18 protein-coding genes are annotated in these 24,936 nt (G+C 72.7%); 10 read left to right on the forward strand and 8 right to left on the reverse strand.

Features of this window, described 5'->3' with window-relative positions; translation table 11 throughout:
* Nucleotides 1-3 precede the first annotated feature (3 nt).
* From ABGB11_RS34865 to ABGB11_RS34890, 6 genes are all read left to right on the forward strand, one after another.
* Nucleotides 4-3,198 carry a family 78 glycoside hydrolase catalytic domain gene (locus ABGB11_RS34865; RefSeq protein ID WP_347639745.1) on the forward strand — a complete coding sequence of 1,065 codons (3,195 nt, stop codon included), beginning with the start codon at nucleotides 4-6 and terminating at the stop codon, nucleotides 3,196-3,198.
* A complete protein-coding gene (locus tag ABGB11_RS34870; RefSeq protein WP_347639746.1) occupies nucleotides 3,195-3,830 on the forward strand; it encodes a hypothetical protein in 636 nt (211 codons plus the stop codon). The genes ABGB11_RS34865 and ABGB11_RS34870 overlap by 4 nt, the downstream gene beginning before the upstream one ends.
* Complete coding sequence (locus ABGB11_RS34875) at nucleotides 3,827-4,396, forward strand: alpha-L-rhamnosidase C-terminal domain-containing protein (RefSeq protein ID WP_347639747.1); 570 nt, start codon at nucleotides 3,827-3,829, stop codon at nucleotides 4,394-4,396. The genes ABGB11_RS34870 and ABGB11_RS34875 overlap by 4 nt, the downstream gene beginning before the upstream one ends.
* Nucleotides 4,393-7,332 (forward strand): glycosyl hydrolase, encoded by a 2,940-nt coding sequence (locus tag ABGB11_RS34880; RefSeq protein WP_347639748.1) that lies wholly within the window; start codon nucleotides 4,393-4,395, stop codon nucleotides 7,330-7,332. The genes ABGB11_RS34875 and ABGB11_RS34880 overlap by 4 nt, the downstream gene beginning before the upstream one ends.
* A 277-nt stretch (nucleotides 7,333-7,609) precedes the next feature.
* A complete protein-coding gene (locus tag ABGB11_RS34885) occupies nucleotides 7,610-7,828 on the forward strand; it encodes a hypothetical protein (RefSeq protein WP_347639749.1) in 219 nt (72 codons plus the stop codon).
* A gap of 53 nt (nucleotides 7,829-7,881) precedes the next feature.
* Nucleotides 7,882-8,670, forward strand: a complete 789-nt coding sequence (locus ABGB11_RS34890) for an aldo/keto reductase (protein WP_347639779.1) — start codon at nucleotides 7,882-7,884, stop codon at nucleotides 8,668-8,670.
* Nucleotides 8,671-8,679: 9 nt separating this feature from the next.
* Here the strand turns inward: ABGB11_RS34890 and ABGB11_RS34895 are convergent, their stop codons facing one another.
* Entirely contained in the window at nucleotides 8,680-9,483 is an 804-nt protein-coding gene (locus tag ABGB11_RS34895) for an SAM-dependent methyltransferase (RefSeq protein WP_347639750.1), read from the reverse strand.
* An 83-nt stretch (nucleotides 9,484-9,566) separates the two neighbouring features.
* On the opposite strand from ABGB11_RS34895, the gene ABGB11_RS34900 reads away from it, so the two are divergent.
* Nucleotides 9,567-9,785, forward strand: coding sequence for a hypothetical protein (locus tag ABGB11_RS34900; RefSeq protein WP_347639751.1), 219 nt, complete (start codon nucleotides 9,567-9,569; stop codon nucleotides 9,783-9,785).
* Nucleotides 9,786-10,010: 225 nt separating this feature from the next.
* Here ABGB11_RS34900 and ABGB11_RS34905 read toward each other — a convergent pair whose 3' ends face one another.
* The 4 genes from ABGB11_RS34905 to ABGB11_RS34920 all read right to left on the reverse strand — a co-directional run bounded on the left by ABGB11_RS34905 (nucleotide 10,011) and on the right by ABGB11_RS34920 (nucleotide 14,416).
* Nucleotides 10,011-10,883, reverse strand: a complete 873-nt coding sequence (locus ABGB11_RS34905) for a hypothetical protein (RefSeq protein WP_347639752.1) — start codon at nucleotides 10,881-10,883, stop codon at nucleotides 10,011-10,013.
* Nucleotides 10,880-12,826 (reverse strand): hypothetical protein, encoded by a 1,947-nt coding sequence (locus ABGB11_RS34910; RefSeq protein ID WP_347639753.1) that lies wholly within the window; start codon nucleotides 12,824-12,826, stop codon nucleotides 10,880-10,882. The genes ABGB11_RS34905 and ABGB11_RS34910 overlap by 4 nt, the downstream gene beginning before the upstream one ends.
* Nucleotides 12,827-12,835: 9 nt before the next feature.
* On the reverse strand, nucleotides 12,836-13,609 hold the full coding sequence (locus ABGB11_RS34915) for a hypothetical protein (RefSeq protein ID WP_347639754.1): 774 nt from the start codon (nucleotides 13,607-13,609) through the stop codon (nucleotides 12,836-12,838).
* Between the two features lie 72 nt (nucleotides 13,610-13,681).
* Complete coding sequence (locus tag ABGB11_RS34920) at nucleotides 13,682-14,416, reverse strand: Crp/Fnr family transcriptional regulator (RefSeq protein ID WP_347639755.1); 735 nt, start codon at nucleotides 14,414-14,416, stop codon at nucleotides 13,682-13,684.
* A gap of 357 nt (nucleotides 14,417-14,773) precedes the next feature.
* Here ABGB11_RS34920 and ABGB11_RS34925 point away from each other — a divergent pair, with 357 nt between their 5' ends.
* Nucleotides 14,774-15,667 carry a ribokinase gene (locus tag ABGB11_RS34925; RefSeq protein WP_347639756.1) on the forward strand — a complete coding sequence of 298 codons (894 nt, stop codon included), beginning with the start codon at nucleotides 14,774-14,776 and terminating at the stop codon, nucleotides 15,665-15,667.
* A gap of 1 nt (nucleotide 15,668) precedes the next feature.
* Here ABGB11_RS34925 and ABGB11_RS34930 read toward each other — a convergent pair whose 3' ends face one another.
* A complete protein-coding gene (locus ABGB11_RS34930; RefSeq protein ID WP_347639757.1) occupies nucleotides 15,669-16,052 on the reverse strand; it encodes a PH domain-containing protein in 384 nt (127 codons plus the stop codon).
* Nucleotides 16,053-16,159: 107 nt separating this feature from the next.
* Between ABGB11_RS34930 and ABGB11_RS34935 the strand changes: the two genes are divergently transcribed.
* Together ABGB11_RS34935 and ABGB11_RS34940 are read left to right on the forward strand one after the other, a co-directional pair.
* Nucleotides 16,160-17,089 carry a Ppx/GppA phosphatase family protein gene (locus ABGB11_RS34935; RefSeq protein ID WP_347639758.1) on the forward strand — a complete coding sequence of 310 codons (930 nt, stop codon included), beginning with the start codon at nucleotides 16,160-16,162 and terminating at the stop codon, nucleotides 17,087-17,089.
* A 117-nt stretch (nucleotides 17,090-17,206) separates the two neighbouring features.
* Nucleotides 17,207-19,360 (forward strand): MMPL family transporter, encoded by a 2,154-nt coding sequence (locus ABGB11_RS34940; RefSeq protein ID WP_347639759.1) that lies wholly within the window; start codon nucleotides 17,207-17,209, stop codon nucleotides 19,358-19,360.
* 14 nt (nucleotides 19,361-19,374) lie between these two features.
* On the opposite strand, the gene ABGB11_RS34945 is transcribed toward ABGB11_RS34940, so the two are convergent.
* Nucleotides 19,375-21,489 carry a protein kinase gene (locus ABGB11_RS34945; RefSeq protein WP_347639760.1) on the reverse strand — a complete coding sequence of 705 codons (2,115 nt, stop codon included), beginning with the start codon at nucleotides 21,487-21,489 and terminating at the stop codon, nucleotides 19,375-19,377.
* 129 nt (nucleotides 21,490-21,618) lie between these two features.
* Entirely contained in the window at nucleotides 21,619-24,933 is a 3,315-nt protein-coding gene (locus ABGB11_RS34950; protein ID WP_347639761.1) for an error-prone DNA polymerase, read from the reverse strand.
* Between the last annotated feature and the right edge of the window lie 3 nt (nucleotides 24,934-24,936).

A 24,936-nucleotide genomic window follows, 5' to 3' on the forward strand; every position in this document is an offset into this window, starting at 1 on the left:
TCGATGTCCGAACTGTCGAGAAGAAGGTTCGTCCAGGCGGGCGGGGTCGCCGCGGCGGCTGTCACGGCGAGCGGCGCCGTCGCCTCGCCCGCCTCGGCCGCCCCCGCGGCGGGCGGGGCCCGGACGCTGCGTCCCGCCGACCTCCAGGTCGACCACCTGCGGTCCCCGCTCGGGATCGACGCCACGAAGCCGACGCTGAGCTGGCGGTTCGCCACCGGCCCGCGCAACGCCGTCCAGTCGGCCTACCAGGTGCGGGTCGCCACCGCGGATGCTCGGCTGAGCGACCCCGACCTGTGGGACTCCGGCAAGGTCGCGGGCGGCGCCGTGTCGGCCGTGTACGCCGGACGCGCGCTGAAGTCCCGGGAGCGCGCGTCCTGGCAGGTCCGGGTGTGGGACGGGCAGGGCCGCGCGTCCGCGTGGAGCGAGCCGTCCCACTTCGAGACGGGCCTGCTCGGAGCCGCCGACTGGACGGCCCGGTGGATCGGGAACCCCGCGTGGTCGACCGATCCGGAGCCGGTACCGGTCACGGTCGCGTTCGCCGCCCGTTCCGCCCGTTACGTCCGGCTGAACGTGACCCGGCTCGGGCTGCCGCTCAAGGAGGGCTGGCCGTACAAGGTGTCGCGGCTCCAGCTCGCCGAGGTCCAGGTGCAGGACGGGACGTCCGGCGCGAACCTGGCGGCGAAGGCGCCCGTGACCGCGTCGGAGAGCTACACCGTCCCCCGCCAGTGGGAGCCGAAGGCCGTCACGGACGGGTCGCTCACCAGCGACACCGCCCCGTTCGGCTACACGAGCCTGGAGCGCAAGGACCAGGCCCTCACGGAGCCCATCTGGATCCAGATCGACCTGGGGAAGGAACAGCGGTTCGACCGGATCCTGCTGTACCCGCGGACGGACGCGACGACCGACGACGAGAAGACGGCCAACTTCCCGGAGGACTTCACCGTCCAGACGTCGACCGACGGGCAGGCCTTCGACACGGCCGCCACGGTCACGGGCCAGGAGGCGCCTCCGCCGCTGCGCCGGCAGCCCGAAGCGCTCCCGGTCTTCTCCCGCGAGTTCACGGTGGGCAAGCGCGTCCGCACGGCGCGCCTCTACGCGACCGCGCTCGGCGTCCTGGACGTCACCGTGAACGGTCGCCCGGTCAGTGACGCCGTCCTGGAACCGCCCTACAGCGCGTACAAGGAACGGCTGGTCTACTCGACCTACGACGTGACCGGGCTGCTGCGCCACGGCGGCAACACCGTGCGGGTGGAGCTCGGCACCGGCATGGCGCACGTGCCTCCGACGCCCGGCCGCTACGAGAAGCTGACCCGGTCGGACGGCAAGCCCGCGTTCCTCGGCCAGCTGGAGATCACCTACACCGACGGGTCGCGCGACGTCATCGCGTCCGGCGCCTCCTGGCGCACGGCCCTCGGCGCCACCACGTTCACCAACTGGTACGGCGGCGAGGACCACGACGCCCGCCGCACGCCGCGGGACTGGACGGACGCGGTCACGGTCGCCTCGCCCACCGCGCGGCTCGCCGCCCGCACCGCACCGCCGATCGTCCCCGTCGGGACCCTGCGCACGAAGAAGATCACCCGGCCGAAGGACGGCGTGTACGTCGTCGACCTCGGCACGAACTTCGCCGGCTGGCCGCGGCTGCGCGTCAGCGGGCCCGCCGGGACGAAGGTGACGATGCGCCCTGGCGAGCTGCTCAACGACGACGGGACGGTCAGCCAGCACACCACCGGCTCACCGATCTGGGACACCTACACGCTGTCCGGCAAGGGCGTCGAGACCTGGCATCCGCGGTTCGTCTACCACGGGTTCCGCTACGTGCAGCTCGAAGGGCTGCCGTCGGCGCCGGACGACGGCACGGTCACCGGGATCGTGCTGCGCGCCGCCAACGAGAAGGCGGGCTCGTTCACCAGCTCGCACGGCCTCCTCAACGACATCCACAAGATCATCGACCGTGCCGTGCAGAGCAACATGTACTCCGTCCTGACCGACTGCCCGCACCGGGAGAAGCTCGGCTGGCTGGAGCAGGCCAACCTGGTGTTCCCCGCCGTCGCCCGCAACTACGACGTCAACGCCTACTACGGCGCGATCGTCCGAGACATCGCCGAGGCCCAGACCTCGGACGGGCTCGTCCCAGACATCGCCCCCGAGTTCACCGTGTTCTCCGACGGCTTCAGGGACGATCCCAACTGGGGCAACGTCATCGTGTTCGCACCTTGGCAGATGTACCGCGCGTACGGGGACGTGGCGACGCTGCGCACTTACTACCCGAACATGGTCCGCTACGTGGACTACCTGTCCGCCAAGGCGGACGGGCATCTCCTCGACTACGGCCTCGGCGACTGGATCGCCTTCGACACCAGCACCCCGAAGGGCGTCACCGCCACGTTCGGCTACCACCGTGCGGTGTCCGCCCTCGCCCGGATCGCCAAGGTCATCGGGGAGGACGCGGACGCGGCCAAGTACGAGGCGTTGGCCAAGGACGTCGGGGCGGCGTTCAACGCCAAGTACGCCACCGGCGACACCTACGGCTCGGGCAGCCAGGCGTGCGACGCCTTCGCCCTCGACATGGGCGTCGTTCCGGACGGGAAGAGGGACGCCGTCCTCGCCCACCTCGTGCACGCCATCGAGGAGAAGGGCTACCACCTGACCGTCGGCGAGATCGCCCTGCCGTCGGTGTTCCACGTCCTGTCCGCGGCCGGGCGCGACGACGTGATCCACGCGTTCGCCACGCAGACCGGCAACCCCAGCTACGGCTACCAGGTCGTCCACGGCGCGACGTCGCTGACCGAGAACTGGGACGGGCCCACGTCCGGCAACTCCCAGAACCACTTCATGCTCGGCGCGATCGACGAGTGGTTCCACGCCGGGCTCGCCGGCCTCGGCCAGACCGACGACTCGATCGCCTTCGAGACGCTCCTCGTCCGTCCCGCCGTCGTCGGCGACATCACCCGCGCCGCCGCCACCTACCGGACGCCGCGCGGGGAGGCCGCCTCTTCCTGGCGCCGCACCGGGAAGAAGGTGCGGCTGGACGTCACCGTCCCGCCCGGTACCACGGCGCGGGTCGAGTTCCCGCTCCTCGGCGGGACGGCCAGGCCGAAGGCGCCGCGGGACGCCCGATGGGCCGGCGTCGAGAACGGCCGCGCCGTCTTCGAGGTCGGCTCCGGCGACTGGGCGTTCGAGGGGAACGGCTCGTGAGCGGAGGGATGAGCCGGCGGCGCTTCCTGGAAGCGTCGGCGGCCGGCGTCACGGGGGCGGTCGTCCTCGGAGACGCGGGCCCGGCCTCGGCGACGTCCCCGGCGGGGGCGCCGGCACGGGACCGGACCCCGTCCGGGCTGCTCACGTCCCTGCTGCCCGCCGGGCTCGGCGTCACGGCGGCCGGACCCAGGTTGAGCTGGCAGGTCGCCGATCTCGGACCCGGCACGAAGCAGACGCACTACCAGGTCCAGTTCGCCGGCTCGTCCAGCACGGACTTCGCCGACCTGGTCGACTGGCCGGTGTCCAACCGGGACGGCTACGTCTTCACCGAGGTCAACACGGTGGTGAACGCCTGCCAGTACGCCGCGTTCACCGCCATGGCCGACATCGCGGACGTCCTGGGCAAGACCGCCGACGCGAGGAGCTGGCGGGGACGCGCCGGCCGGCTGGCGGCCGCGATGCGGGAGAACCTGCTCGACGCGTCCAACGGCCGGTTCCTGGACGGCGTGGGCACCACGCACAGCGCGCAGCACGCCACCGCGTACCCCGTCGCGCTCGGCGTGGCCTCGCCCGGAACGGTTCCCGACCCGTCGTCCGCGCCCTGGGCAGGACCCTCGCGGACGGCGGCATGAAGGTCAGCGTCTACGGCGCGCAGTTCCTCCTGGACGCACTGTCCGCCACCGGCCAGGCAAAGGCCGCGATCGGCCTGATGACGGCCACCGGCATGAGCTCCTGGCTGCACATGATGGACCATCTCGGCGCGACCATCGCCGCCGAGGCCTGGGACCCCTCCCTCAAGCCGAACATGACGTTCTCGCACGCCTGGGGCTCGGCGCCCGCGAACGTCGTCCCGCGGCACGTCCTCGGCGTGCGGATCACCGCGCCGGGCGCCGCCGAGATCGAGGTCCGGCCGCGTCCGGGCGGCCTGACCCGGATCTCCGGGCGCGTCCCGACGATCCGCGGCCCGGTCTCGGTCGCGCTCGACAGGGACGGCCGCCACCGCCTGGACGTGGACGTGCCGCCCAACACCTCGGCCCGCATCGTGGTCGAGCTGGGCGACGACGATCCGCGCGCCTTCCACGTCACCGGACCCCATTCCCGCGCCCCCCGCTCCACGGGCCGCGACGCCACCGGCCGGCTCCTCACCCTCGGCCCGGTCGGCTCCGGCCGCACATCGGTGATCAGGAGGAGACAGTGAACGACGATCTGATGGGGCGGGGGGTCACGCGCAGGCGCGTGCTGCAGGCGGGCACCGCCGCCGCGGCCGTGGCGGCGGCCGCCCCCGCCCTCGGGGGCCGGGCGGCGGCCCGGCCGGCACCGCGGCCGGGCGGGGGCGCATTCGCCCGCCCCGGCGCGGCGGTGCGGCCCCGGTTCCGCTGGTGGTGGCCGGACGGCCTGGTCGACCCCGCGGAGATCCGGCGCGAGGTCGACCAGATCGCCGCCGCCGGGTTCGGCGGCGCGGAGATCGTCGCGGTCCACCACAGCATCCGCGACAAGTCCGTCCTCGACCCCGCGGGGCACGGCTGGGGCACCCCGGCCTGGAACGCCGGGGCCGAGGCGGCGCTCGACCAGGCCGCCCGGCGCGGCGTCACCGTCGACCTGACGATCGGCCCGGCCTGGCCCGCCGCCGTCCCGACGATCACGGCCGACGACGAGGCCGCCGTGCAGGAGCTCGCCTTCGGGACGGTCACCGTCGCGGGCGGCTCCACCCACGACGGCCCCCTTCCGGACCCGGTCGCCGCCCCCGGGGACGGTGTGACCAAGCGGCATCTCGTCGCCGTCCACGCCGTGCGGATCGACGCCGCGAACGCCACCCGCAAGGAGACCGGCCTCGACCCCGCGTCGTTCACCGACCTGACCGGCAGGGTCGCGGGGGAGCGGATCACCTGGACGGCCCCGGACGGCGGCGACTGGCTGCTGTTCGCCCACTGGCGGCGCGGCAGCGGGCAGCGGCCCGAGTCCGGCCCGCACAGCGCCCCGGACGGCCACGTCGTCGACCATTTCAGCAGGACGGGCACCCGCGCCGTCACCGCGTTCTGGGAGGCGCGCCTGCTCACCCGCGGCATCCGCAGGCTGATCAAGCGGGCGGGCGCGACCCTGTTCGAGGACTCCATCGAGCTGGAGACGGACGCGCTGAACTGGACGCCGGACCTGCCCGCCGAGTTCAGGCGGCGCCGCGGCTACGACCTGACGCCGTACCTGCCGGTGGTCGTCCGCCACGACGAGGACACCGTGTTCGCCTACGACGCGGCGACCACGTCCCACGTCCGGCACGACTTCTGGCTGACGCTCTCCGACCTGTTCAACGAGTACCACTTCGCGGCGATCGCCAAGTGGGCGCACTCGATCGGCCTGGAGTACCGCGCGCAGCCGTACGGGCTGGAGACGGACTCGATCTACTCCTCCGCCATCCTGGACGTCCCGGAAGGAGAGTCGCTCGGGTTCAAGAACCTGGACGACTACCGTGCCCTCGCCGGGGGCCGCGACATGGGCGGGCGGAAGATCCTCTCCTGCGAGGCAGGGGCCTACCAGGGCGGCGCCTACAACACCACCTGGGGCAAGCTCCTGCGCACCATGGGCGGCGCCTACGCGGCCGGACTCAACCAGACCGTCCTGCACGGCTTCTCGTACGCGACCGCACCGGGTGCGGCGTGGCCGGGTTTCGCGGCGTTCACCCCCTACAACGGCGGCATCGGGTTCTCCGAGTCGTGGGGACCGCGCCAGCCGACCTGGCGGCACGTGCCGGACGTGGCCGGGTACCTGTCGCGCGTGCACCAGACCACGCAGGCCGGGAAGAGCCGCATCGACGTCGCCGTCTTCCGGCAGAAGGGCTACAGCAAGACCGGCATCGGCGCCGGATGGTTCACGGCGAGCGGCGTGCCGCTGGGCTGGACGCACCAGTTCGTCAGCGCGCCCCTCCTCGAACTGCCCTCCGCGCGGGTGTCCGGCGGGCGGCTCGCGCCCGACGGCCCCGCCTACAAGGTCCTGTTCGTCGAAGGCGACCGGTTCTCCGGCAAGGAGTGCACGCTGCCGCTCCCCACCGCCCGGACCATGCTGAAGCTGACGAGGGCCGGCCTCCCGCTGGTCTTCCTCGGCGACTGGTCGGCCGCGACCGTCCCGGGCCTCGCGCGGGACGGCGAGAGAGAGCAGTTGCAGGAGGTCCTCAAGGACCTGTTCGCGGAGCCCTGCGTCCGCAACGTCGCCGCGGAGGCGGACGTGCCGGGCGCCCTGCACGACCTCGGCCTGCGGCCCGCGGCCGGCTACGCGCAGAGCTCGACCCTGCTCAACGCCCACCGGCAGGACGGGCGCACGGACTACTACTACCTCTGCAACGGCAAGCACGCCGAGACGGTCAAGCCGCCCGCGGCCGCGATCGACCACGACGTGACGTTCACCCGCACCGACCGCGATGCCGTCCCGTACCGGCTGGACCTGTGGACGGGCGAGACCGAGCGCGTCGCCGTCTACCGCGAGGACGGCGACCGGGTCACGCTCCGGGTGGCGCTCCAGCCGTCCGAGGCCACCGTGGTCATGTTCGCCCGCGGCGGGCGCGCGCCCGCGGCCACCGCGTCGGACGTCCGGCTCCGCGTCGAGGGGCACCGCCTCATCGCCCGCGCGACCAAGGCCGGCACCTACAGCACCACCCTCGCCGGAGGCCGCACCGTCACGACCGGGATCGCGGCGGTGCCCGAGGCGCGGACCCTCACGTCCTGGCGGCTCCGGGTGGAGGACATGACGCCGGACGGAGTGAAGCGCCACGACATCGCGCTGGACGAGCTCACGGCGTGGCCGGACATCCCCGAGCTCGCGGACGTCTCCGGCATCGGCACCTACACCACGACCGTCACCTGGCCGGGCGGCGGTGCCCTGCTCGACCTCGGCGAGGTCTTCGACACCTGCCGCGTCACGATCAACGGCCGCCGCCTGCCCCCGGTCAGCGTGATCGTCCCGAGCGTGGACGCCGGCCCCTACCTGCGGCGCGGCGCCAACACGATCGAGGTCGAGGTCGCCACCACGCTGAACAACCGGCTCCGCGTCTCCGACCCGGACGTGTACGGCTCCGCGTCCCGCCAGAGGTACGGGCTGCTCGGACCCGTGCGCCTCGTGCCCTACGCCGAGGCCGCGGTCCGCTGAGCAAGCGTGCGGGAGGGCGTTGGCCCGCCCTCCCGCACGGTGAACCCCTCAATCCCACGTCCTGCACAAAGACCGGAAACGCGAGGAATCCATGCACAGCAGCGTATCCAGAAGACGCCGCGGCGTCGCCGCCGTCGCCCTCGGCGCCTCCGCGCTCATCGCGGTTTAGGCCGCCCCGCCCGGCACCGCCCAGGCCGCACCGCCCGGCACGCACGGGCACGGTGCGGCGCCGTGGGAGCGCTACAACCTCTCCCCGTCGTCCCGGACGCTCCACCCGGTGTCGGTGTTCAGGACCGGCGGGACCGTCGACGGCGCGGACGCCGTGCTCAAGGGCCGTGCGACCCGCCTGAGCGGCGCCGGATCGTCCGTCACCCTCGACTTCGGGACGGCGCCAAGCGCGACCGGACTGTCTGGCCCGGCGACCCGCCGTTCTCCCGGCCCGGCCGATGTTCAGGGGGGCGGTTTCGCGGGCACGATCGCGCCCGGCACACCATGAAGGAGGACGGACAGGTGACCGTACCGAACGTTGATCTCATCGACGGCAACGCGATGCCGCAGCTCGGCTTCGGGGTGTTCCAGGTCGGGAACGACGAGGCCGAACACGCGGTGACGACCGCCCTGGAGAAGGGCTACCGCAGCATCGACACGGCGAGCGCCTACCAGAACGAGGAGGGCGTCGGCCGTGCGCTGCGCGCGTCGGGCATCCCGCGGGACGAGCTGTTCGTCACCAGCAAGCTGTGGAACAGCGAGCAGGGCTACGACAACGCGCTGCGCGCCTGCGACGCGAGCCTGTCCCGCCTCGGGCTCGACCATCTGGACCTGTATCTGATCCACTGGCCGACGCCGAGCCGGGGCCTCTACCTGGAGACCTGGCGCGCGCTGGAGCGGCTGAAGCAGGACGGGCGCGTCCGGTCGATCGGCGTCTCCAACTTCACGATCGAGACGCTGCAGCAGATCGTCGAGGCCGGTCCGGTGCCGGCGGTCAACCAGATCGAGCTGCACCCGTACTTCCAGCAGGACGGGCTGCGCGCCTTCCACCGCGACCACGGCATCCACACCGAGGCGTGGGCGCCGCTCGGGCAGGGCCACGGCCTCCTGGACGATCCGGCGCTCGGCCGGATCGCGCGGGAGCACGGGCGCACCCCGGCGCAGGTCGTGCTCCGCTGGCACCTGCAGATCGGGAACATCGTCATCCCGAAGTCGGTGACGCCCGCCCGGATCGCGGAGAACATCGACGTCTTCGGCTTCGAGCTGTCGCCCGACGACCTGAAGGCCATCGGCGAGCTGGACAAGGCCATCCGCGTCGGCCCCGACCCGGCCACCTTCGAGATGGTCTAGCGCCGGGCCTCAGCGGAGCTCGCCCACGCCCACGAGGCCGGCGAACCGCTCGCCGTCGGCCGCGGTGCCGCCGGCCAGCCATTCGCAGGGCCCGGTGAGGCCCGGGTGCAGCAGCTCGAACCCGTCGAAGAACTCCCGGATCCGGGCACGGGGGCGAGCGCCGAGGCGTGCGCTGGCGCCCTCGTACACCTTCTCGGTCTCCGCCATCTCGTCCGGGAACGCGTCCGTCGCGAGGTGGGAGAGGATCAGCCGGCTGCCGGGCGCCAGCGCGTCCCGGTAGCGGGCGACCACGCCGCCGGGGTCGTCCTCGTCGGCCACGAAATGCAGGACCGACACCAGCAGCAGCGCGACCGGCTCGGAGAAGTCGATCAGGTCGCGGACCGCGGGATCGCCGAGGACGTCGTCCGGCCGCCGCAGGTCCGCCGCCACGAACCCGACGTTCCCGGTCTCCGCGAGGAGGGCGCGGCCGTGCGCGCACACGACGGGGTCGTTGTCGACGTACACGACCCGGGCGTCCGGGCGTGCGTGCGCCGCCGCCTCGTGCACGTTCTCCCGGGTCGGCAGCCCCGATCCGAGGTCGAGGAACTGGCGGATCCCGGCCGCGGCGGCGTCCCGCACCGCCCGGCCGAGGAAGGCGCGGTTCAGCCGGACGCCCCGGACGACCCGCCCGCCGGAGATCTCCACGACGCGCTCGGCGGCCTCCCGGTCGGCGGCGAAGTTGTCCTTGCCGCCGAGCCAGTGGTCGTACATCCGGGCCACGTTGGGGGAGCCGGGGTCGAGTGCCTCGGCGGCCCGGTCCGGGGAGTCGGTCACCGGGTCATGATCGGTCATCGGCCGTCGCACGGCAACACCCCTCCCTTCAGGTGCAGAGAGTCATGCTCTGTAACGTTCCGTATATGGGGGATGATCGGAGGAGCTGGACGGGACCGGGCGGGCTGCGGGTGACGGCGGTGCGGCTGACGGGGGCGCACCGGGTGTGGGCGGAGTTCGCCGGAGTGCGGGGCACGAGCGCGTTCCTCGTGACGAGGAACGGGGTTCCCGTGGGGCGCGGCTACTACCGGTCCGTCGACGACCTCGCCGAGATCGTCGACCTGGCCGAGCTGCGCGCGGAGTGACGGCTTGCGCCGGCCGGCCCGCCACGGTCGGCTCCGGCACCCGAACCTTCCGTGGCACCACACCGTGACCCACGCCCGGTGGGCCGCGCCGGCGGCCCACCGGGCGATCCCAGTCCTGGAGGGGACCCGGGTCTGGGGGTGACCCGGAAGGATCTGGTGGTGTGAGGGAGGGACGGGGCCTCCACTTTGGAGGCAACAGGTGAAGGCCAGCGGCGCCCGCGGAATTCATCGACTTGCCCCTGGGCCGTCGAAGGGTGGGGGCGCGGGCGGGGGAATGCCGGGCACCCCGATCAGCTCCATGAGATGGCGCAGGACAAGGTCGTTCTGCATCATCAGGTCGAAGGCGTCGCGCGCTTCGTACTGCCGTACCTGGTCCGCCACGTGATCGGCGAGCTCTTTGGCCTCGACACGCCGGTCCTTCGCCATCCGCTCGACGACCTTGGCCACCGCGTCCGGGGCCTCTGCCAGTGCGACGGCGTACGGGGTCAGCCATTCACTCTGCCCGCTTCTGAGGAACTGCTGCCACAACAGGCGGCGGTCACCGAAATACATTACGAGCCGGCGCGCGAGTTCATGCTCGTTGGCTGCGTTCTGCCGCTTAATCCACGCTTCGCGCTGGACGTCCCGCACGGGTTTGTCCAAGGCCACGATCGTCCGGTGATCGATGGGGCGCGCTTCACCGTCGGTCTGGTCTCCCGAGAGGAACTCCAGCCTGGTATCGGCGAAGAGAGTCGCGGCCACCTGGTCGAAGTGCTCCTCCGCTTCGCCCGCCTCGTACGGGGCGAAGTCACGCGACACCGCCCGTACCTGTGTGGCCAGGCGCTCTTTCACAATGAACTGGTGCTCTTCGGTACGCGCCGCGAGCACTTCCGGATACTCGTGTCCGGTCACGCACCAGGTGAAATGGACGGTGACGGAGAAGGTGTAGCCATCGCCCTTCGCCGGAACGACGAGATGAAAGGCACCCGGATGGTGCACCGCCCGGAACGCACCTCCGGAACGCTGTAACCATCGCCGCAGGCGAGTACCGAGACTGAGGTAGGTAGGAACTCTATCGACAGGGCCGTGGTTGCCGCAGTTCATGCGAACCGTGCTCATGTCATGAACTCCTTCGAGAGAAGGCCGTAGAACCGCATGCGTGGACGTAACCCCGGTTCGGTATAGAGGTCGTCCCGCAGCGCGTCGAAGCGAGTGCCGTCCTTCACCCAGCCGCGCAGGGCATTCCAAGGATCCTGTCCGCAGTATTGGGAGACCAGGACCTGACGCCACAGCTCCCCGACGAACGCGGGATCCTCCTCGTATTGCGCGAGGATGCGGGGCCGCCCGCCGTGCGTCAGCTGTGCGACTTTCGTCAGGCACGCGGCCACGAGTCTGCCCAGCTCCCGTGACTCCGATCGCGCCCAGCTGAGCAGATGGCTGAGCACCACACGGGTGGAGCCGCTCGCGTACAACTCCACCACGGTGTCGCGGATGGCAGGGTTCAGGGCGTCGGGATGGCGGCGGGCGATCGACTTCAGCGCCTCCATGGCCTGTCCGGCGGCCTGCTCGCCAAGCAGTGTGCCGAGCAGCCGGACGGCGGTCGACTGCCGGGCGATTTCTTCCGGCCGTGCCTGCTGCAACCACGTTCGGAGAAGGCCTGCTACACGGTCATGCCGCTGCGGGCATTCGGCGACGACCGCCTCCAGCGCCCATGCGGCGGCCATGTGCAGCGCCTCGAAACGGCTGGCGGCCCATCCGGCGATGCAATGCTCGTAGACGAAGTCGAAATCGTAGGCGGCGAACCGACCCACGGTCTGGGCCGCTTTCAGCCGCACCAGCGGGTCGTTGTCGCGGGCCAACCGCGACAGCCAGTCGAGCAGCGCTTGGTGCGCGACCACGTAGTCGAGCCAGAGCGCGTCCAGGACCGCGGGGGCGAACTTCGCCCGGAACGACAGCCTCCGATCCACCTCCTGCACGATGTGGGGCCGTTGCTCGCGGGCGTGCTGGAGCCAGTCATCAAGCATGGCCGCGAAGGGAAGCATGCCCAGCTTCGCGTCCTCCTTCTGCTTCTCGACCTCGAAAAGCCGCCCGGCGAGGTCGTAGGCCGCGCGGCAGACCTGAACCGTGGGCTGCCCGTCCAGCACGGCCCCCGCGATCACGAAGGCCCGGCGTCCAAGGTCCCGCTGGTCGTCCTCCTGATGGAGCACGGCGCGCGCCTCATGTCGCCATGGGTCCGGACGGTCGCTGCAGACGTCCTCGACCGATCCGCCCGATCGCAGCGCGGCGGCCAGCCTGACGGCTAATTCCTTGGCGTCCCGGGGGCTTGTCGGTTCGGCTGGAATCCGGCCCAGGATCTCTGTGGGGTCGTGCGGTCCTCCGGCAAGCCGGTGGCCCAGCTGACGGGCCAGCACGTCACTCGGGTCTGGCCGCTGATGGTCGGTGACGAGCTCCGACACCTCGCTCGTGTCCGAATCCTGACCCACCACGATGACCATCCGGGCATCGAGCTCCTTGAGCGTCTCCCGGCACCCCAGAAGGTCCACCTCTGTGAGGCGCTTGGCCCAGCTCTGCCCGGACGCCTTGTACATATATCCATGCCCTGGGCTGAGCTTCCCCTTGTCTAGCAGGGTGGGCGGCTCTGTCGAGCGGATCATCCGCAGCTCATGACATCGGTGAGCCAACGCTGCCAGGGCGGTGGTCGTACGCCCCGTTCCCGGCAGTCCTTGCAGTACGGCGACGGGCTCGTTGTCGAGGCGGTGGACCAGTGCTTCTTTGGACGCGGTACCGGCGAACCGCAGCCTGATGTCGTCCCAGCGTTCCGGGGGGACAGGGGCGAGCTGCCACGAGTCCTTCCCCTCGGCCATGTGGATGTGCTTGTCGCCTGTGACCTTGTCTCCGCCGAACGCGTCCCCTCCGTGGGCTGTGTTCGGTGGTCTGAACTGGTCGTTGAACATCCGCCGGAGTTCCCGCACCTGCTCCTGGAGCCGTCTGAGCTCCGACGGGCTTCGATCCTGCTCCGGAAGGCCCTCCAGCGCCCTGGGCTCTCCCTCGTCGTCGGACATCGCGGCCGCCTAATAGATGTTCTTGTTACCAGCGACTTTGTCCCCGCTGAAGGCGTCTCCCCCATACGAGACGTTCGCCGCCCGGTTCCCCGCCTTGTCTCCATGTGGGTAGGGGGACGAAGGCGGAAGCGCGGGCCCAGGTTCGCCGCCCTCGGTCCCGTCTTCCGGGTCATAGGGACTGAGCGCGGCGATGGTCGCCAGATCGAACCGTGGAACGTACAGGTAGGCGCGATAGACCTGCTTTTTCACGGCGACGCACACCGGGCGGAAGAGTGTCGGACGGGGATGTCCGGGCCCCTGGGTGATGTAGTCACGGTAGATGTCGGAGGAGACGATGATTCCCAAGTCCGCCTCGGAGAGTTCGCGCATCGCCGCTCGCAGCGGGTCGGAGTCGCGCAGGCGAGCCGGTTGCACCGCGTGCTGGCCAGGCCACCCCATTGCACCGTCCAGATGGAGCGGACCGATGTGGACGGCCATGCGGAGCCGGAGACGGGTGAACGTCTCCTCCGTTTGCCGCCGGTTGTACGACCCCAGTGCCGCGTCCAGTTCGCGGACGAACACATCCATCAGCGGCCCTGTGTCAGTGCCCGCCGGCAGGACTACGTAGACGCCGTCACCTCCGTCTTGGCGCTGCCACTCACGACGGTTCAGCCGGGCCATGTCGGCGGCGTCGTCCAGGATCCGGCCGAGCGCGGCCTGCAGGGTCCGCTGCTCGGCGTCAGTACGGCTGCTGTAGTCTTCGATGTCGACCGTGAACAGAACACGGTATTCGGGAACGCCCATCTTTTCCTCCGATGTTCCGGGTGCCCAGAGCATCGGGCCAGACCATGCGCGGCAACCCGGATAAATCCGGGTTCAGTGCAGATCCGCGAACTCGGTGAGCCGAGCGAGGTCGGTGATGACCACACGGCGGCGTCCGGCGACCGACACCAGCCCGTCGGAAGTGAGTGCGCGCAACGCCTTCTGCACCGTGTCCTCCTTGGCGCCGACCAGGCCGCCCAACTCGGCCTGAGTCAAGGGGATGCCCAGGTCCACTCCCATGTCGCAGGGGCGACCGTGCCGGCCGGCGAGGGCGAGCAGAACCCGAGCCAGGCACTGCCCGGCCGCGTAACCAGCGAAATCAAGGCGTCGCTGGTTGGACCAGCGGAGCCGATCGATCGTCATCTGGTTCAGGATGAGCGCCGCGGTCGGGTGCCGTTGGAGGAAGCCGACGAACGCCTCACCTCGGATCTGGCACACAACCGCCCGGCCACATGTGACGACGGTCGCGGACCGCACCGTCTCACCGAGGACCGCCATTTCTCCGATCATGTCGCCGCTCACCCGGAGCGCCAGCAGCGCCTCTGTGCCGTTCTCCACCCGAGCACTCACCTTGACCAGTGCGTCGATCAATAACCAGACCGAGCCCGCAGGATCTCCCTGCCGCACCAAAGCACGTTGCGGCCCTAGCGAATGCAGCACGCCCAGCCTGAGCAACCTCGTCCTGTCCGGGACCGAAAGCTGACTCAGGAAGGTGCCCTTCGGCCACGTGCGAGCCTCGAACACGACAGTCTCCGGGTTTCTACGAGGCAAGGGATCGTGGGCGACCACGACACCATCATGCGTCAACGGCATCGGGCCGAGTAGCCGTGAAAGTGAGGCCAGTGGAGGAGTCCTCCGTGCGCGGAGCCGAGCCCGGGAGAACCTACAGCAGACATACTCAATGTAACGAAGTGTAATACTTCATACGCGGAGGGCGATCGGAGGGCTGGGGGTGTGGGCGGAGTTCGCCGGAGTGCGGGGCACGAGCGCGTTCCTCGTGACGAGGAACGGGGTTCCCGTGGGGCGCGGCTACTACCGGTCCGTCGACGACCTCGCCGAGATCGTCGACCTGGCCGAGCTGCGCGCGGAGTGACGGCTTGCGCCCGCCGGCCCGCGGCATGTAATCGATGACGTGTGGAAAAGCACATGTGGGACGTCGTCGTGGTGGGATCGGTCAACGCGGACCTGGTGGTGAACGTTGACCGCCGGCCGGTCCCGGGGGAGACCGTGCTCGGCTCCGACCTCGCCACCCACCCGGGCGGGAAGGGCGCCAACCAGGCGGTCGCGGCGGCCCGGCTCGGCGGCCGGGCCGGGATCGTCGGGCGGGTCGGCGACGACGGGCACGGCGCCCTGCTGCGCGCCGCGCTCGCCGCGGACGGCGTCGCCCTCGACCACCTGGTCACCACACCGGACGCGCCGACCGGCGTCGCGCTGATCACGATCGGGCCGGACGGTGACAACAGCATCATCGTCTCGCCCGGCGCCAACGCCCGGCTGAGCCCCGGCGACGTCGAGGACGCCCGCGAGATGATCGCCGGCGCGGCGGTCGTGTCGTTCCAGCTGGAGGTGCCGCTGCCCGCCGTGGAGGCCGCCGCCAGTGCCGCGGAGCGCGCGGGCGGGCGGGTCGTCCTCAACCTCTCGCCGCCCGCGCCGATCCCGGACGGGCTGCTCGCCCTCTGTGACCCCCTCGTCGTCAACGAGCATGAGGCCGCCTTCCTGCTCGGCGGCGACGGCGACCCCGCGCGCATGGCGGCCGCGCTCGCGGGCTCCGGGCCGCGCTCGGTCGTCGTCACGCTCGGTGCCGACGGCGTCGTGGTCGCCGCCGGCGGCGGCACGACCGCCGTCCCGTCGCCGAAGGCGAAGGCCGTCGACACCACGGGCGCGGGCGACGCGTTCACCGCCGCGCTCTGCCTGCGGCTCGCCCGCGGCGACGCCCTGCCGGACGCGGCCGCCTACGCCACCCGCGCGGGCGCCGCCGCCGTCCGCAAGCAGGGGGCCCAGAGCTCCTACCCGACGCCGGACGAGCTGCCCGGCGCGTAGCTCAGCGGCCGGTGCGGGCGCGGAGCCGGTACAGCTCGTCGGCGACGTCGTGGACGTCGGCGCCGAGGTCGAACGCGCTCAGCAGGTGCAGGTCGTCCGCGGTCTCGACCTCCAGCAGCCGCGTGTGCAGCAGGAGCCGGCGGCGCTCGTCGACCCGGATCGCGGTCACCTCGTCCCACCGGGCGCGGCGGCGCCCGGCGTAGCCGGCCGCGACGGTGAGGCCGTCGCCGTCGGCGGCCAGCCGGACGGGCGCGACCAGGTCGCGCAGCGCGAGCGCGTTCAGCCCGATCGCCGCGGCGCCCGCCAGGAGCAGGAACTGGGGGTCGTGCGAGTACAGCACCGCGAGCGCCGTGACGGCCGCCGCCGCGGCGCACTTCACCGCCACGTGACCTGGCGGTACGCGCCAACGTCGCTCCGGGCTCGCCTCCATGCACGAGACCATAGCCGCAGCGCGAGGGCGCCCGCGCCGGGGGCGTCCGATAGCGTCGCACCATGCGACTCGGCGTGCTGGACGTGGGCTCGAACACCGTGCATCTCCTGGTGGTGGACGCCCACCAGGGGGCCCGGCCCCTCCCCGCGTTCTCCCACAAGGCGGAGCTGCGGCTCGCCGCGCACCTGGAGGACGGCGACCGGCTGTCCGGGGAGGGCGAGCGCCTGCTGCGCGACTTCGTCGACGAGGCGCTGCAGATCGCGGAGGACAAGGGCGTCGAGGACCTCGTCGCCTTCGCCACCTCCGCCGTCCGCGACGCCTCGAACGGCGACGACGTGCTGGCGCGGATCCGCGACGACAAGCGGATCGACATCCGCGCGCTGTCCGGCGACGAGGAGGCGCGGCTGACGTTCCTCGCCGTCCGGCGCTGGTTCGGCTGGTCGTCGGGCCGGCTGCTCGTCGTGGACATCGGCGGCGGCTCGCTGGAGATCGCGTGCGGCATCGACGAGGAGCCGGACGCGGCGTTCTCGCTGCCGCTCGGCGCGGGCCGGCTCACCCGCGACTGGTTCACCGCGGACCCGCCCTCCCCGGACGAGGTCCGCAACCTGCGCCGGCACGTCCGGGCGGAGATCGCGCGCCGGGTCGGCGACGTCGCCCGGTACGGCGCCGCCGACCACGCGGTCGCCACGTCCAAGACGTTCAAGCAGCTCGCCCGGATCGGCGGCGCCGTCCCGACGTCCGAGGGCCCGTACCAGCGGCGCGTGCTGCCGGGGGACACCCTCACCGAGTGGACCGAGAAGCTGGCGAAGATGCCGGCCTCCGAGCGCGCCGACCTGCCCGGCGTGTCGGAGCGGCGCGCCCCGCAGCTGCTCGCCGGCGCGATCGTCGCGGACGCCGCGATGGACCTGTTCGAGCTCGGCGAGCTGGAGGTCTGCCCGTGGGCGCTGCGCGAGGGCGTCATCCTCCGCCGGCTGGACATGATCGTCGGATAGGGGCCTGTCCGGAAATGGCCTGCTCTAGGCCATAACTAGACGCGCCTTGTCTTTACCCCCCGGCCCGGAGCCGCGTAGGGAGGAAACTGCGGGCGGCTTCGGTTCTGGGGGGTCTCGATGACGGGCGCGAACAGGTTCTCCTCCCTGCCCTGCGGGCGGCGGGGCAAGTGGGTCGTGCTGGGCGTCTGGATCGTCGTCCTGGTCGTCGCGATGCCGCTGGCCGGCAAGCTCACCGGCGCGCAGACCAACGAGTCGTCGGCGTGGCTGCCGAGCAACGCCGAGGCCACCCGGGTCGTCGAGGAGTCCGAGCGGTTCACGCCCGCCGACACCTTCCCCGCGGTGATCGTCTACCACCGGGACGGCGCCCCGATCACCGCCGCGGACAGGGCGAAGGCCGCGGCGGACGTGCCGCGGCTTCAGGCCGTCACCGGCGACCCGGAGGGCTCCGACCCGCCCCGCCGGCTCGCCGTGGACGTCCAGGGCCCGATCCCCGCCAAGGACGGCACGGCCCTGGAGACGATCGTCACGGTCCAGGTCGGCAACGAGGGCTGGGACCTCCTCGGCCCCGCCGTCGACGACTACCGCGACATCGTCCAGCACGGCGACCCCGGCCTGAAGGCGCACGTCACCGGCCCCGCCGGGTACGCGGGCGACTTCAGCAACGTCTTCGCAGGGTTCGACTCGACCCTGCTGTTCATCACCGCCGCCATCGTCATCGCGATCCTGCTGATCACCTACCGCAGCCCGATCCTGTGGCTCGCGCCGATCCTGTGCGTGGGCTTCGCGCTGGCGGCCGCCCAGGCGCTCATCTACCTGCTGGCCGCGCACGCCGGCCTCACCGTCAACGGGCAGGCCGCGTTCATCCTGACCGTGCTGGTCTTCGGCGCGGGGACCGACTACGCGCTGCTCCTGACCGCCCGCTACCGGGAGGAGCTGCGGCGGCACCGCGACCGGCACGAGGCGATGGCGATCGCTCTGCACCGCGCCGGTCCCGCGATCATCGCGAGCGGCTCTACGGTCGCGCTCGGCATGCTGTGCCTGCTCGTCGCCGTCCTGAACTCGACCAAGAGCATGGGGCCGGTGATGGCGATCGGCGTCGTCGTGGCGCTCGCCGCGATGGTCACGCTGCTGCCCGCGCTGCTGGTCATCGGCGGGCGCTGGATGTTCTGGCCCCGCCGCCCGGACTACGGGACGGGGGAGCCGTCCGAGCGGGGCCTGTGGGCGCGCATCGGCGGGGCCATCGCCGTCCGCCCCCGCGTCACCTGGGTCGTCACGGCCGTGGTGCTCGGAGCGCTCGCCACCGGGATCCTCGGCCTGAACACCGGGTCGCTGCCCAGCAAGGACGCGTTCACCGGCAAGCCGGACTCGGTCACCGGCGAGGAGGTGCTCGCCCGCCACTTCCCGGCCGGGAGCGGGTCACCCGTGCAGATCGTCACCAACGCGGGCACGCAGGACGAGGTCACCGCCGCCCTCGGCACCGTCCCCGGCCTGACCGCGGTCGCGCCGGCCGGGAACGACCCGGGGCGGCCGATCGAGGGCCGGGTGTACCTGGAGGGCACGCTCGCCGCCGCGCCCGACAGCGAGCAGGCCTTCACCGCGGTCGAGCGCGCCCGCACGGCCGTGCACGCCGTGCCGGGCGCGGACGCCCTGGTCGGCGGGACGTCGGCGGTGACGCTCGACATCAACGACGCCTCCCACCGGGACCAGAACGCCGTCATCCCGCTGGTCCTCGTCGTCGTGCTCGCGATCCTCGGGGTCCTGCTGCGCGCCGTTGTCGCGCCGCTGATCCTCGTCGCCACCGTCGTGCTGTCGTACGCGGCGGCGCTCGGCGTGAGCGCGCTGGTGTTCGACCACGTGTTCGGGTTCGCATCGGCCGACCCGTCGTTCCCGCTGTGGGCGTTCGTGTTCCTCGTGGCGCTCGGCACCGACTACAACATCTTCCTGATGACGCGCGTCCACGAGGAGGCCAAGCGGCACGGGACGCGGCGCGGCGCGCTGATCGGGCTCGCCGCGACCGGCGGGGTCATCACCTCGGCGGGCGCCGTCCTCGCGGGGACGTTCGCCGCGCTCGGCTCGCTGCCGCTGGTGTTCGTCGCCGAGCTCGGCTTCACGGTCGCGTTCGGGGTGCTGCTCGACACGTTCGTCGTCCGGTCGGTGCTGGTCACCGCGCTGAACCTGGATCTCGGCCGGCACATGTGGTGGCCGAGCGCGCTGTCGCGGGCCCGGCCCGAGGGCGCCGCCCGGGAGGCCGCCCACGCCGCCCGCGAGTAGCGCGGCCCCCGCGGTCAGGACCAGTTGGGGTGGCCGAGCGTGCTCCCCTCCGGGGAGACGACGCGGTCGTCCTCGCCGCCGGCGCGGATCGCGTGGATCACCGGCTCGGTGACGTCGCCGCGCACGTAGGCGAGCCAGCGCCCGTCGCGCGACCACGCCGGGTCCATGTCGCGGACGACCCCGGACGTCAGGGCGTGCGCGCCGGACCCGTCGGCGTTCACCAGCCAGATGTCGCTGCCGGTCGCCTCGCCGCGCACGAAGGCGACCCGCGACCCGTCGGGCGACCACTCCGGGTCGACCGCGCGCACGCCGTCCGAGGTCAGGCGCTTCCAGGCGCCGCCGGGGTCGTTCGGGTCGAGCGAGTAGATCTGCTCCGCGTCGCCGTCCCGCTTGCTCCAGAACACGATCCGGCCCTTGGACGACCACATCGGGTCGTCCTTCGCCGAGGAGTCCGTGGTGACCTGGGTCGCCGGGCCTCCCCGCAGCGGGACCGTGAAGATCTGCCGGACGCCGTCCTCGTCGCCCATGTACGCGAGGCGGGTGCCGTCCGGCGACCAGGTCAGGCGGGTGCCGCGCGCCATGTCCGTGACCTTCCGCGCGCCGCTGCCGTCCGCGTTCACCACCCATGCCTCGGCCCTCTGCGGGCGCTGCCGGGTGAACGCGACGAGCTTCCCGTCGGGGGAGCGCTCGGGCAGGATGTCGCACTGCGAGCCCTTGACGAGCGTCGTCGCGGACCGGTCGCCCGGCTTGTAGACGCCGATGTCGCCGTGGCACTCCCGCGGCCAGCCCGGCGCCGTGTCGATCCGCACGAACATCGGGTCGGCCGGGAACGTGGCGCTCTCCGCCCCGGTGTTCCGCGCGTTGCCGGACGGCCGGTTGAGGTAGTAGACGGCGCCCGCCACGGCGGCCGCGGTCAGCACCGCCGCCGTGGTCGACGCGATCAGCGTGGTCCGCCGGGACGGCCGGTCCCTCCCTCCGGGGCGCGGCCCCGGAGGGGCCACCGGCGCGACGTACTGGCGCTCGGTGGGCGGGTCGGTGCGCCGCTCGTACGCGGGCTCGGTCGGCGGCTCCGGCTCCGGCTCCGCTACCGGCTCCGGTGCGGTCGTGACCGGTCCAGGCGACGGAACAGGTGGCGCCGGGACCGGCGGGGACGGAGACTGCGCGGTCGGTGCCGCCGGTGACGGAGCGGGCTCGGGCGGCGGGGCGGGGGCGGGGGAGGGGGCAGGGACGTCCCGGGAGGTGGCGCCCGGGTCGCCGGCGGGCGGGGACGTCCACGCCTCGCCCAGCTCGGTCGTCACGGCGGCCTCACCGGCACCGCCGACGAGGGCGAGCAGCAGGTCGCGGGCGCTCGGCCGCTGCGCGGGGTCCTTGCGCAGCGCCGCCTGGACGAGCCCGGCCAGCGGCGCCGGCAGGTCGTCGATCTCGGGGTCGGCGTGCACGGCCCGCGCCGCCAGGAGCTGGAACGACCCCTGCCCGAACGGGTTGCGGCCGCTGGCGGCGAACGCGACCAGGCAGCCCCACGCGAACACGTCCACCGCCGGGGTGACCTGCTGGGTCGTGATCTGCTCGGGCGCTATCCAGCCGGGCGTCCCGACGACCTGGCCGGTGCGGGTGTGGGACGAGGCCATGTCCAGCGCGCGGGCGATCCCGAAGTCGATCACGCGGGGCCCGGAGATGGACAGCAGCACGTTGCTCGGCTTGAGGTCGCGGTGCACCAGGCCCGCGCTGTGGATGGCGACGAGCGCGGCGGCCACCCCGACGGCCACCCCGTGCAGCATGCCCGGCGACAGCGCGCCCTTGTCGCTGACGTGCTGGAGCAGCGACGGCCCGTCGATGTACTCGGTGACCATGTACGCGAGGCCGAGGTCCTCGCCGTGCTCCAGGACCTGCGCGGTGCAGAAGGACGCCACCCGCTGGGCGTTGGCGGCCTCGTCGTGGAACCGGGCGAGGAACGTCCTGTCGCCCGCCAGCTCCGCCCGGACCACCTTCACCGCGACGGGCCGCTCGTCCGGGTCGCGGCCGAGGTAGACGGCCCCCATCCCGCCCTCGCCGATCTTGGCCTCGATCCGGTACCGGCCGATCCGCGTGGGGTCGTCCGGACGCAGCTCACGCAGGGAGGTCGCGTCCATGGAGAGATCACCTTTCAACCCCACGGAGCCACGTCCTGGCGGGCCGCCCCACGGCGGCACGCGGCCCCGACGTTCCATACGATGTCAGAGGACGCGTCCAGGTTCTAGCGTCCGCCCTCCGATCTCGGATCAGTGGAAGTCGCGGGCCTTGACACGGCCGGGGACGGGGAGCCTCCTGAGCCGGGTGGCGCGGACGTTGGCGACGCCGTCGGCGCGCTCCAGCCGCCCTCCGACCAGCAGCGCCTGCGAGTCGACGGCGAGGCCGCGGTACCGCTGGAACACCTGCGGCGGGCACACCACGTTGATGATGCCGGTCTCGTCCTCCAGGGTCATGAAGACGATGCCCCCGGCGGTCGGCGGGCGCTGCCGGTGGGTGACGAGGCCGGCGACGACGACGTTGGTGTCGCCCGGCGTCCCGGCGAGCCGCGCGGCGGAGAGGGCGCCCAGCTCGTCCAGCGCCTCCCGGACGTGGGCGACGGGGTGGGTATGGGAGACGCCCGTCGCCCACAGGTCGGCGAGGGTCTCCTCGATGGGCGTCATCGGCGGCAGGGCGGGGGCGGACGCGCCCGGAGCGACGCCTTCGAGGCTCCCCGGCCCCGAGCCGGCGAGGGCGCCGGCCGCCCACAGCGCCTCGCGCCGCGACAGGCCGAACCCGTCGAACGCGCCCGCGGTGGCGAGGGCCTCCAGGGCGCCGGCCGACAGCGGCACGCGCCGGGCGAGGTCCTCCATGCCCGTGTAGGGGCGCCCGGCCGCGACGGCCTCCGCGGTCTCGTCGCCCAGGTTGCGGATGCCCGCGAACCCGAGCCGGATCGCGGGCTGCGCCGCGGCGGGCGCGTGCGGGTGGCCGGACCTCACCTCGACGGGCTCCTCCAGCGTCGGATGGACGTCGCTGGCGTTGATGTCCGCGCTCCTGACCACGACACCGTGCCGGCGCGCGTCGTTCAGGAGGCTGTGCGGGCTGTAGAACCCCATCGGCTGGTTCCGCACCAGGGCGGCCGTGAACGCGGCGGGGTAGTGCCGCTTCAGCCAGGCGCTCGCGTACACCAGGTGGGCGAAGCTCTGCGCGTGCGACTCGGGGAACCCGAACCCGGTGAAGCCGAGGATCTTCTCGTACACGCTCTCGGCGATCTCGGGCGGGATGCCGCGCTCGGCCATCCCGTCCAGCAGCCGCCGCCTCAGCCGCTCGACCCGTTCGGGGGCGCGCTTGGCGCCCATCGCCTGCCGCAGCTGGTCGGACTCGGCCGGGGTGAAGCCCGCGCAGTCGACGGCGAGCTGCATCATCTGCTCCTGGAACAGCGGGACGCCGAGCGTGCGCGACAGGGCCGGCTCCATCAGCGGATGCGGGCAGTCGGCGGGCTCCAGGCCCTTGCGCCGCCGCAGGTACGGGTGGACGGACCCGCCCTGGATCGGCCCCGGCCGGATCAGCGCGACCTCCACCACCAGGTCGTAGAACTCGCGGGGCCGCAGCCGCGGCAGCGTCGCCATCTGCGCCCGCGACTCGACCTGGAACACCCCGACCGTGTCGGCGTCGCACAGCATGTCGTACACCTCGGGGTCCTCGGCCGGGACCGACTGGAGGTCGTACCGGCGCCCGTGGTGCCGCGCCACCAGGTCGAAGCAGTCGTGCAGCGCCGCGAGCATGCCGAGGCCGAGCAGGTCGAACTTGACGAGGCCGGCCGCCGCGCAGTCGTCCTTGTCCCACTGCAGGACGCTGCGGTCCGCCATCGTCGCCCACTCGATCGGGCAGATCTCACCGACGGGCCGGTCCGCGATGACCATGCCGCCGGAGTGGATGCCGAGGTGGCGGGGCAGCGTGAGCATCCGGCCCGCCAGCTCCGTCACCGGCGCCGGGACGTCGTTCTCCGCGCCGACCGGGTCGCGCGGGTCGATGCCCTTGGACCAGGCGTCCTGCTGGCCGGGGGAGAAGCCGAGCGCGCGCGCCGCGTCCCGCACGGCCATCCGCGGCCGGTAGCTGATGACGTTCGCGACCTGTGCCGTGCACTCCCGCCCGTACTTCCGGTAGACGTACTGGATGGCCTCCTCGCGCCGCCGGTGCTCGATGTCCAGGTCGATGTCGGGCGGGCCGTCCCGGCCGGGCGACAGGAACCGCTCGAACAGCAGCCCGTGCCGGACGGCGTCCACACCGGTGATGCCGAGCGCGTAGCAGACCGCCGAGTTGGCCGCCGACCCGCGCCCCTGGCACAGGATCCCCCTGCTCCGGCAGAACTCCACGATGTCGTGGACGATCAGGAAGTAGCCGGGGAAGCCGAGCTGCTCGATGACGTCGAGCTCCTTGGCGATCTGCTCGTGGGCGCCGGAGATCCGCTCCCGCTCGGGCGGCCCGTACCGCTGCCGCGCGCCCTCCTTCACCAGGTGCCGCAGCCAGCTCGCCTCGGTGTGCCCGTCCGGGACGGGCCAGTCGGGCAGCCGCGGCGCGACCACCTCGAAGCCGAACAGGCACTCGCGCGCCAGCGCGACCGTCCGCTCCCGGACGCCGGGGAACCGCGCCAGCCGCCTCGCCATCTCGGCGCCGCCGCGGACGTGCGCGGTCCCGTTCGCGGGGAGCCAGCCCGCCATCTCGTCCAGGCTGCGCCGGGCCCGGACGGCCGCCAGCGCCTGCGCCAGCCGCGCGTCGGCCCCGGGCGCCGCGTGGTGCACGTTGTTGGACGCGACCACGTCCACCCGGGCGCGCCGCGCCAGCTCGACCAGGGCCTCGTTGCGCAGGTCGTCGTCGGGCTGGTCGTGGTCGATCAGCTCGACGAACACGTTGCCGCGGCCGAACCTGCCGACGAGGTCGCGCAGCTCCCGCTCCGCCGCGTCCGGCCCGCCCGCCTCCAGCGCCGCCGGGACCGGGCCCTTGCGGCACCCGGTCAGCACCGCCCAGTGGCCGTCGTGGGCCCCGGCCAGCGCGTCCAGGTCGTACACGGGACGGCCCTTGCGCCCGCCCGCGAGCTGCGCCGCCGTGATCGCCGAGCAGAGCCGCGCGTATCCGGGCGCGCCCCGGGCGAGGACGAGCAGGTGCCGCCCCGCCGGGTCGGGCTCGCCGGTCTGCGGCCCCGGCAGGCCGAGGCTCAGCTCCGCGCCGAACACCGTCCCGATGCCGGCCTCGCCCGCGGCCTGCGCGAACTGCACGGCGCCGTACATGCCGTCGTGGTCGGTGATCGCCATCGCCTCCACGCCGAGCCGCGCGGCCTCGGCGACCAGCGAGCCGGGGTCGCTCGCCCCGTCCAGGAAGCTGAACGACGAGTGGACGTGCAGTTCAGCCCACGGCACGTCCGCGCCTGCCCGGCGCGGCGCGGCGGGCGCCTCCGGCAGCGGCTCCGGACCCCGCGCGCTTTCTGGCGGGGGGCGGTCCTCCGCGTCCTCCGGAGACCGCTCGGCGGACCGCCACGACAGCCGCTGCTCGACCTCCCGCCACGGAACGGGCGGATTGTGCCACCCCATCAG

It is taken from the genome of Actinomadura sp. B10D3, assembly GCF_039871695.1.
GTDB lineage: Bacteria > Actinomycetota > Actinomycetes > Streptosporangiales > Streptosporangiaceae > Spirillospora > Spirillospora madurae.

Bases quoted from the DNA above. Each gene is read 5' to 3' on its own strand.
- ABGB11_RS34865 (WP_347639745.1), top strand. From the start codon at position 4: ATGTCCGAACTGTCGAGAAGAAGGTTCGTCCAGGCGGGCGGGGTCGCC.
- ABGB11_RS34875 (WP_347639747.1), top strand. From the start codon at position 3,827: ATGAAGGTCAGCGTCTACGGCGCGCAGTTCCTCCTGGACGCACTGTCC.
- ABGB11_RS34890 (WP_347639779.1), top strand. From the start codon at position 7,882: ATGCCGCAGCTCGGCTTCGGGGTGTTCCAGGTCGGGAACGACGAGGCC.
- ABGB11_RS34900 (WP_347639751.1), top strand. From the start codon at position 9,567: ATGGGGGATGATCGGAGGAGCTGGACGGGACCGGGCGGGCTGCGGGTG.
- ABGB11_RS34905 (WP_347639752.1), bottom strand. From the start codon at position 10,883: ATGAGCACGGTTCGCATGAACTGCGGCAACCACGGCCCTGTCGATAGA.
- ABGB11_RS34910 (WP_347639753.1), bottom strand. From the start codon at position 12,826: ATGTCCGACGACGAGGGAGAGCCCAGGGCGCTGGAGGGCCTTCCGGAG.
- ABGB11_RS34915 (WP_347639754.1), bottom strand. From the start codon at position 13,609: ATGGGCGTTCCCGAATACCGTGTTCTGTTCACGGTCGACATCGAAGAC.
- ABGB11_RS34925 (WP_347639756.1), top strand. From the start codon at position 14,774: ATGTGGGACGTCGTCGTGGTGGGATCGGTCAACGCGGACCTGGTGGTG.
- ABGB11_RS34935 (WP_347639758.1), top strand. From the start codon at position 16,160: ATGCGACTCGGCGTGCTGGACGTGGGCTCGAACACCGTGCATCTCCTG.
- ABGB11_RS34940 (WP_347639759.1), top strand. From the start codon at position 17,207: ATGACGGGCGCGAACAGGTTCTCCTCCCTGCCCTGCGGGCGGCGGGGC.
- ABGB11_RS34945 (WP_347639760.1), bottom strand. From the start codon at position 21,489: ATGGACGCGACCTCCCTGCGTGAGCTGCGTCCGGACGACCCCACGCGG.
- ABGB11_RS34950 (WP_347639761.1), bottom strand. From the start codon at position 24,933: ATGGGGTGGCACAATCCGCCCGTTCCGTGGCGGGAGGTCGAGCAGCGG.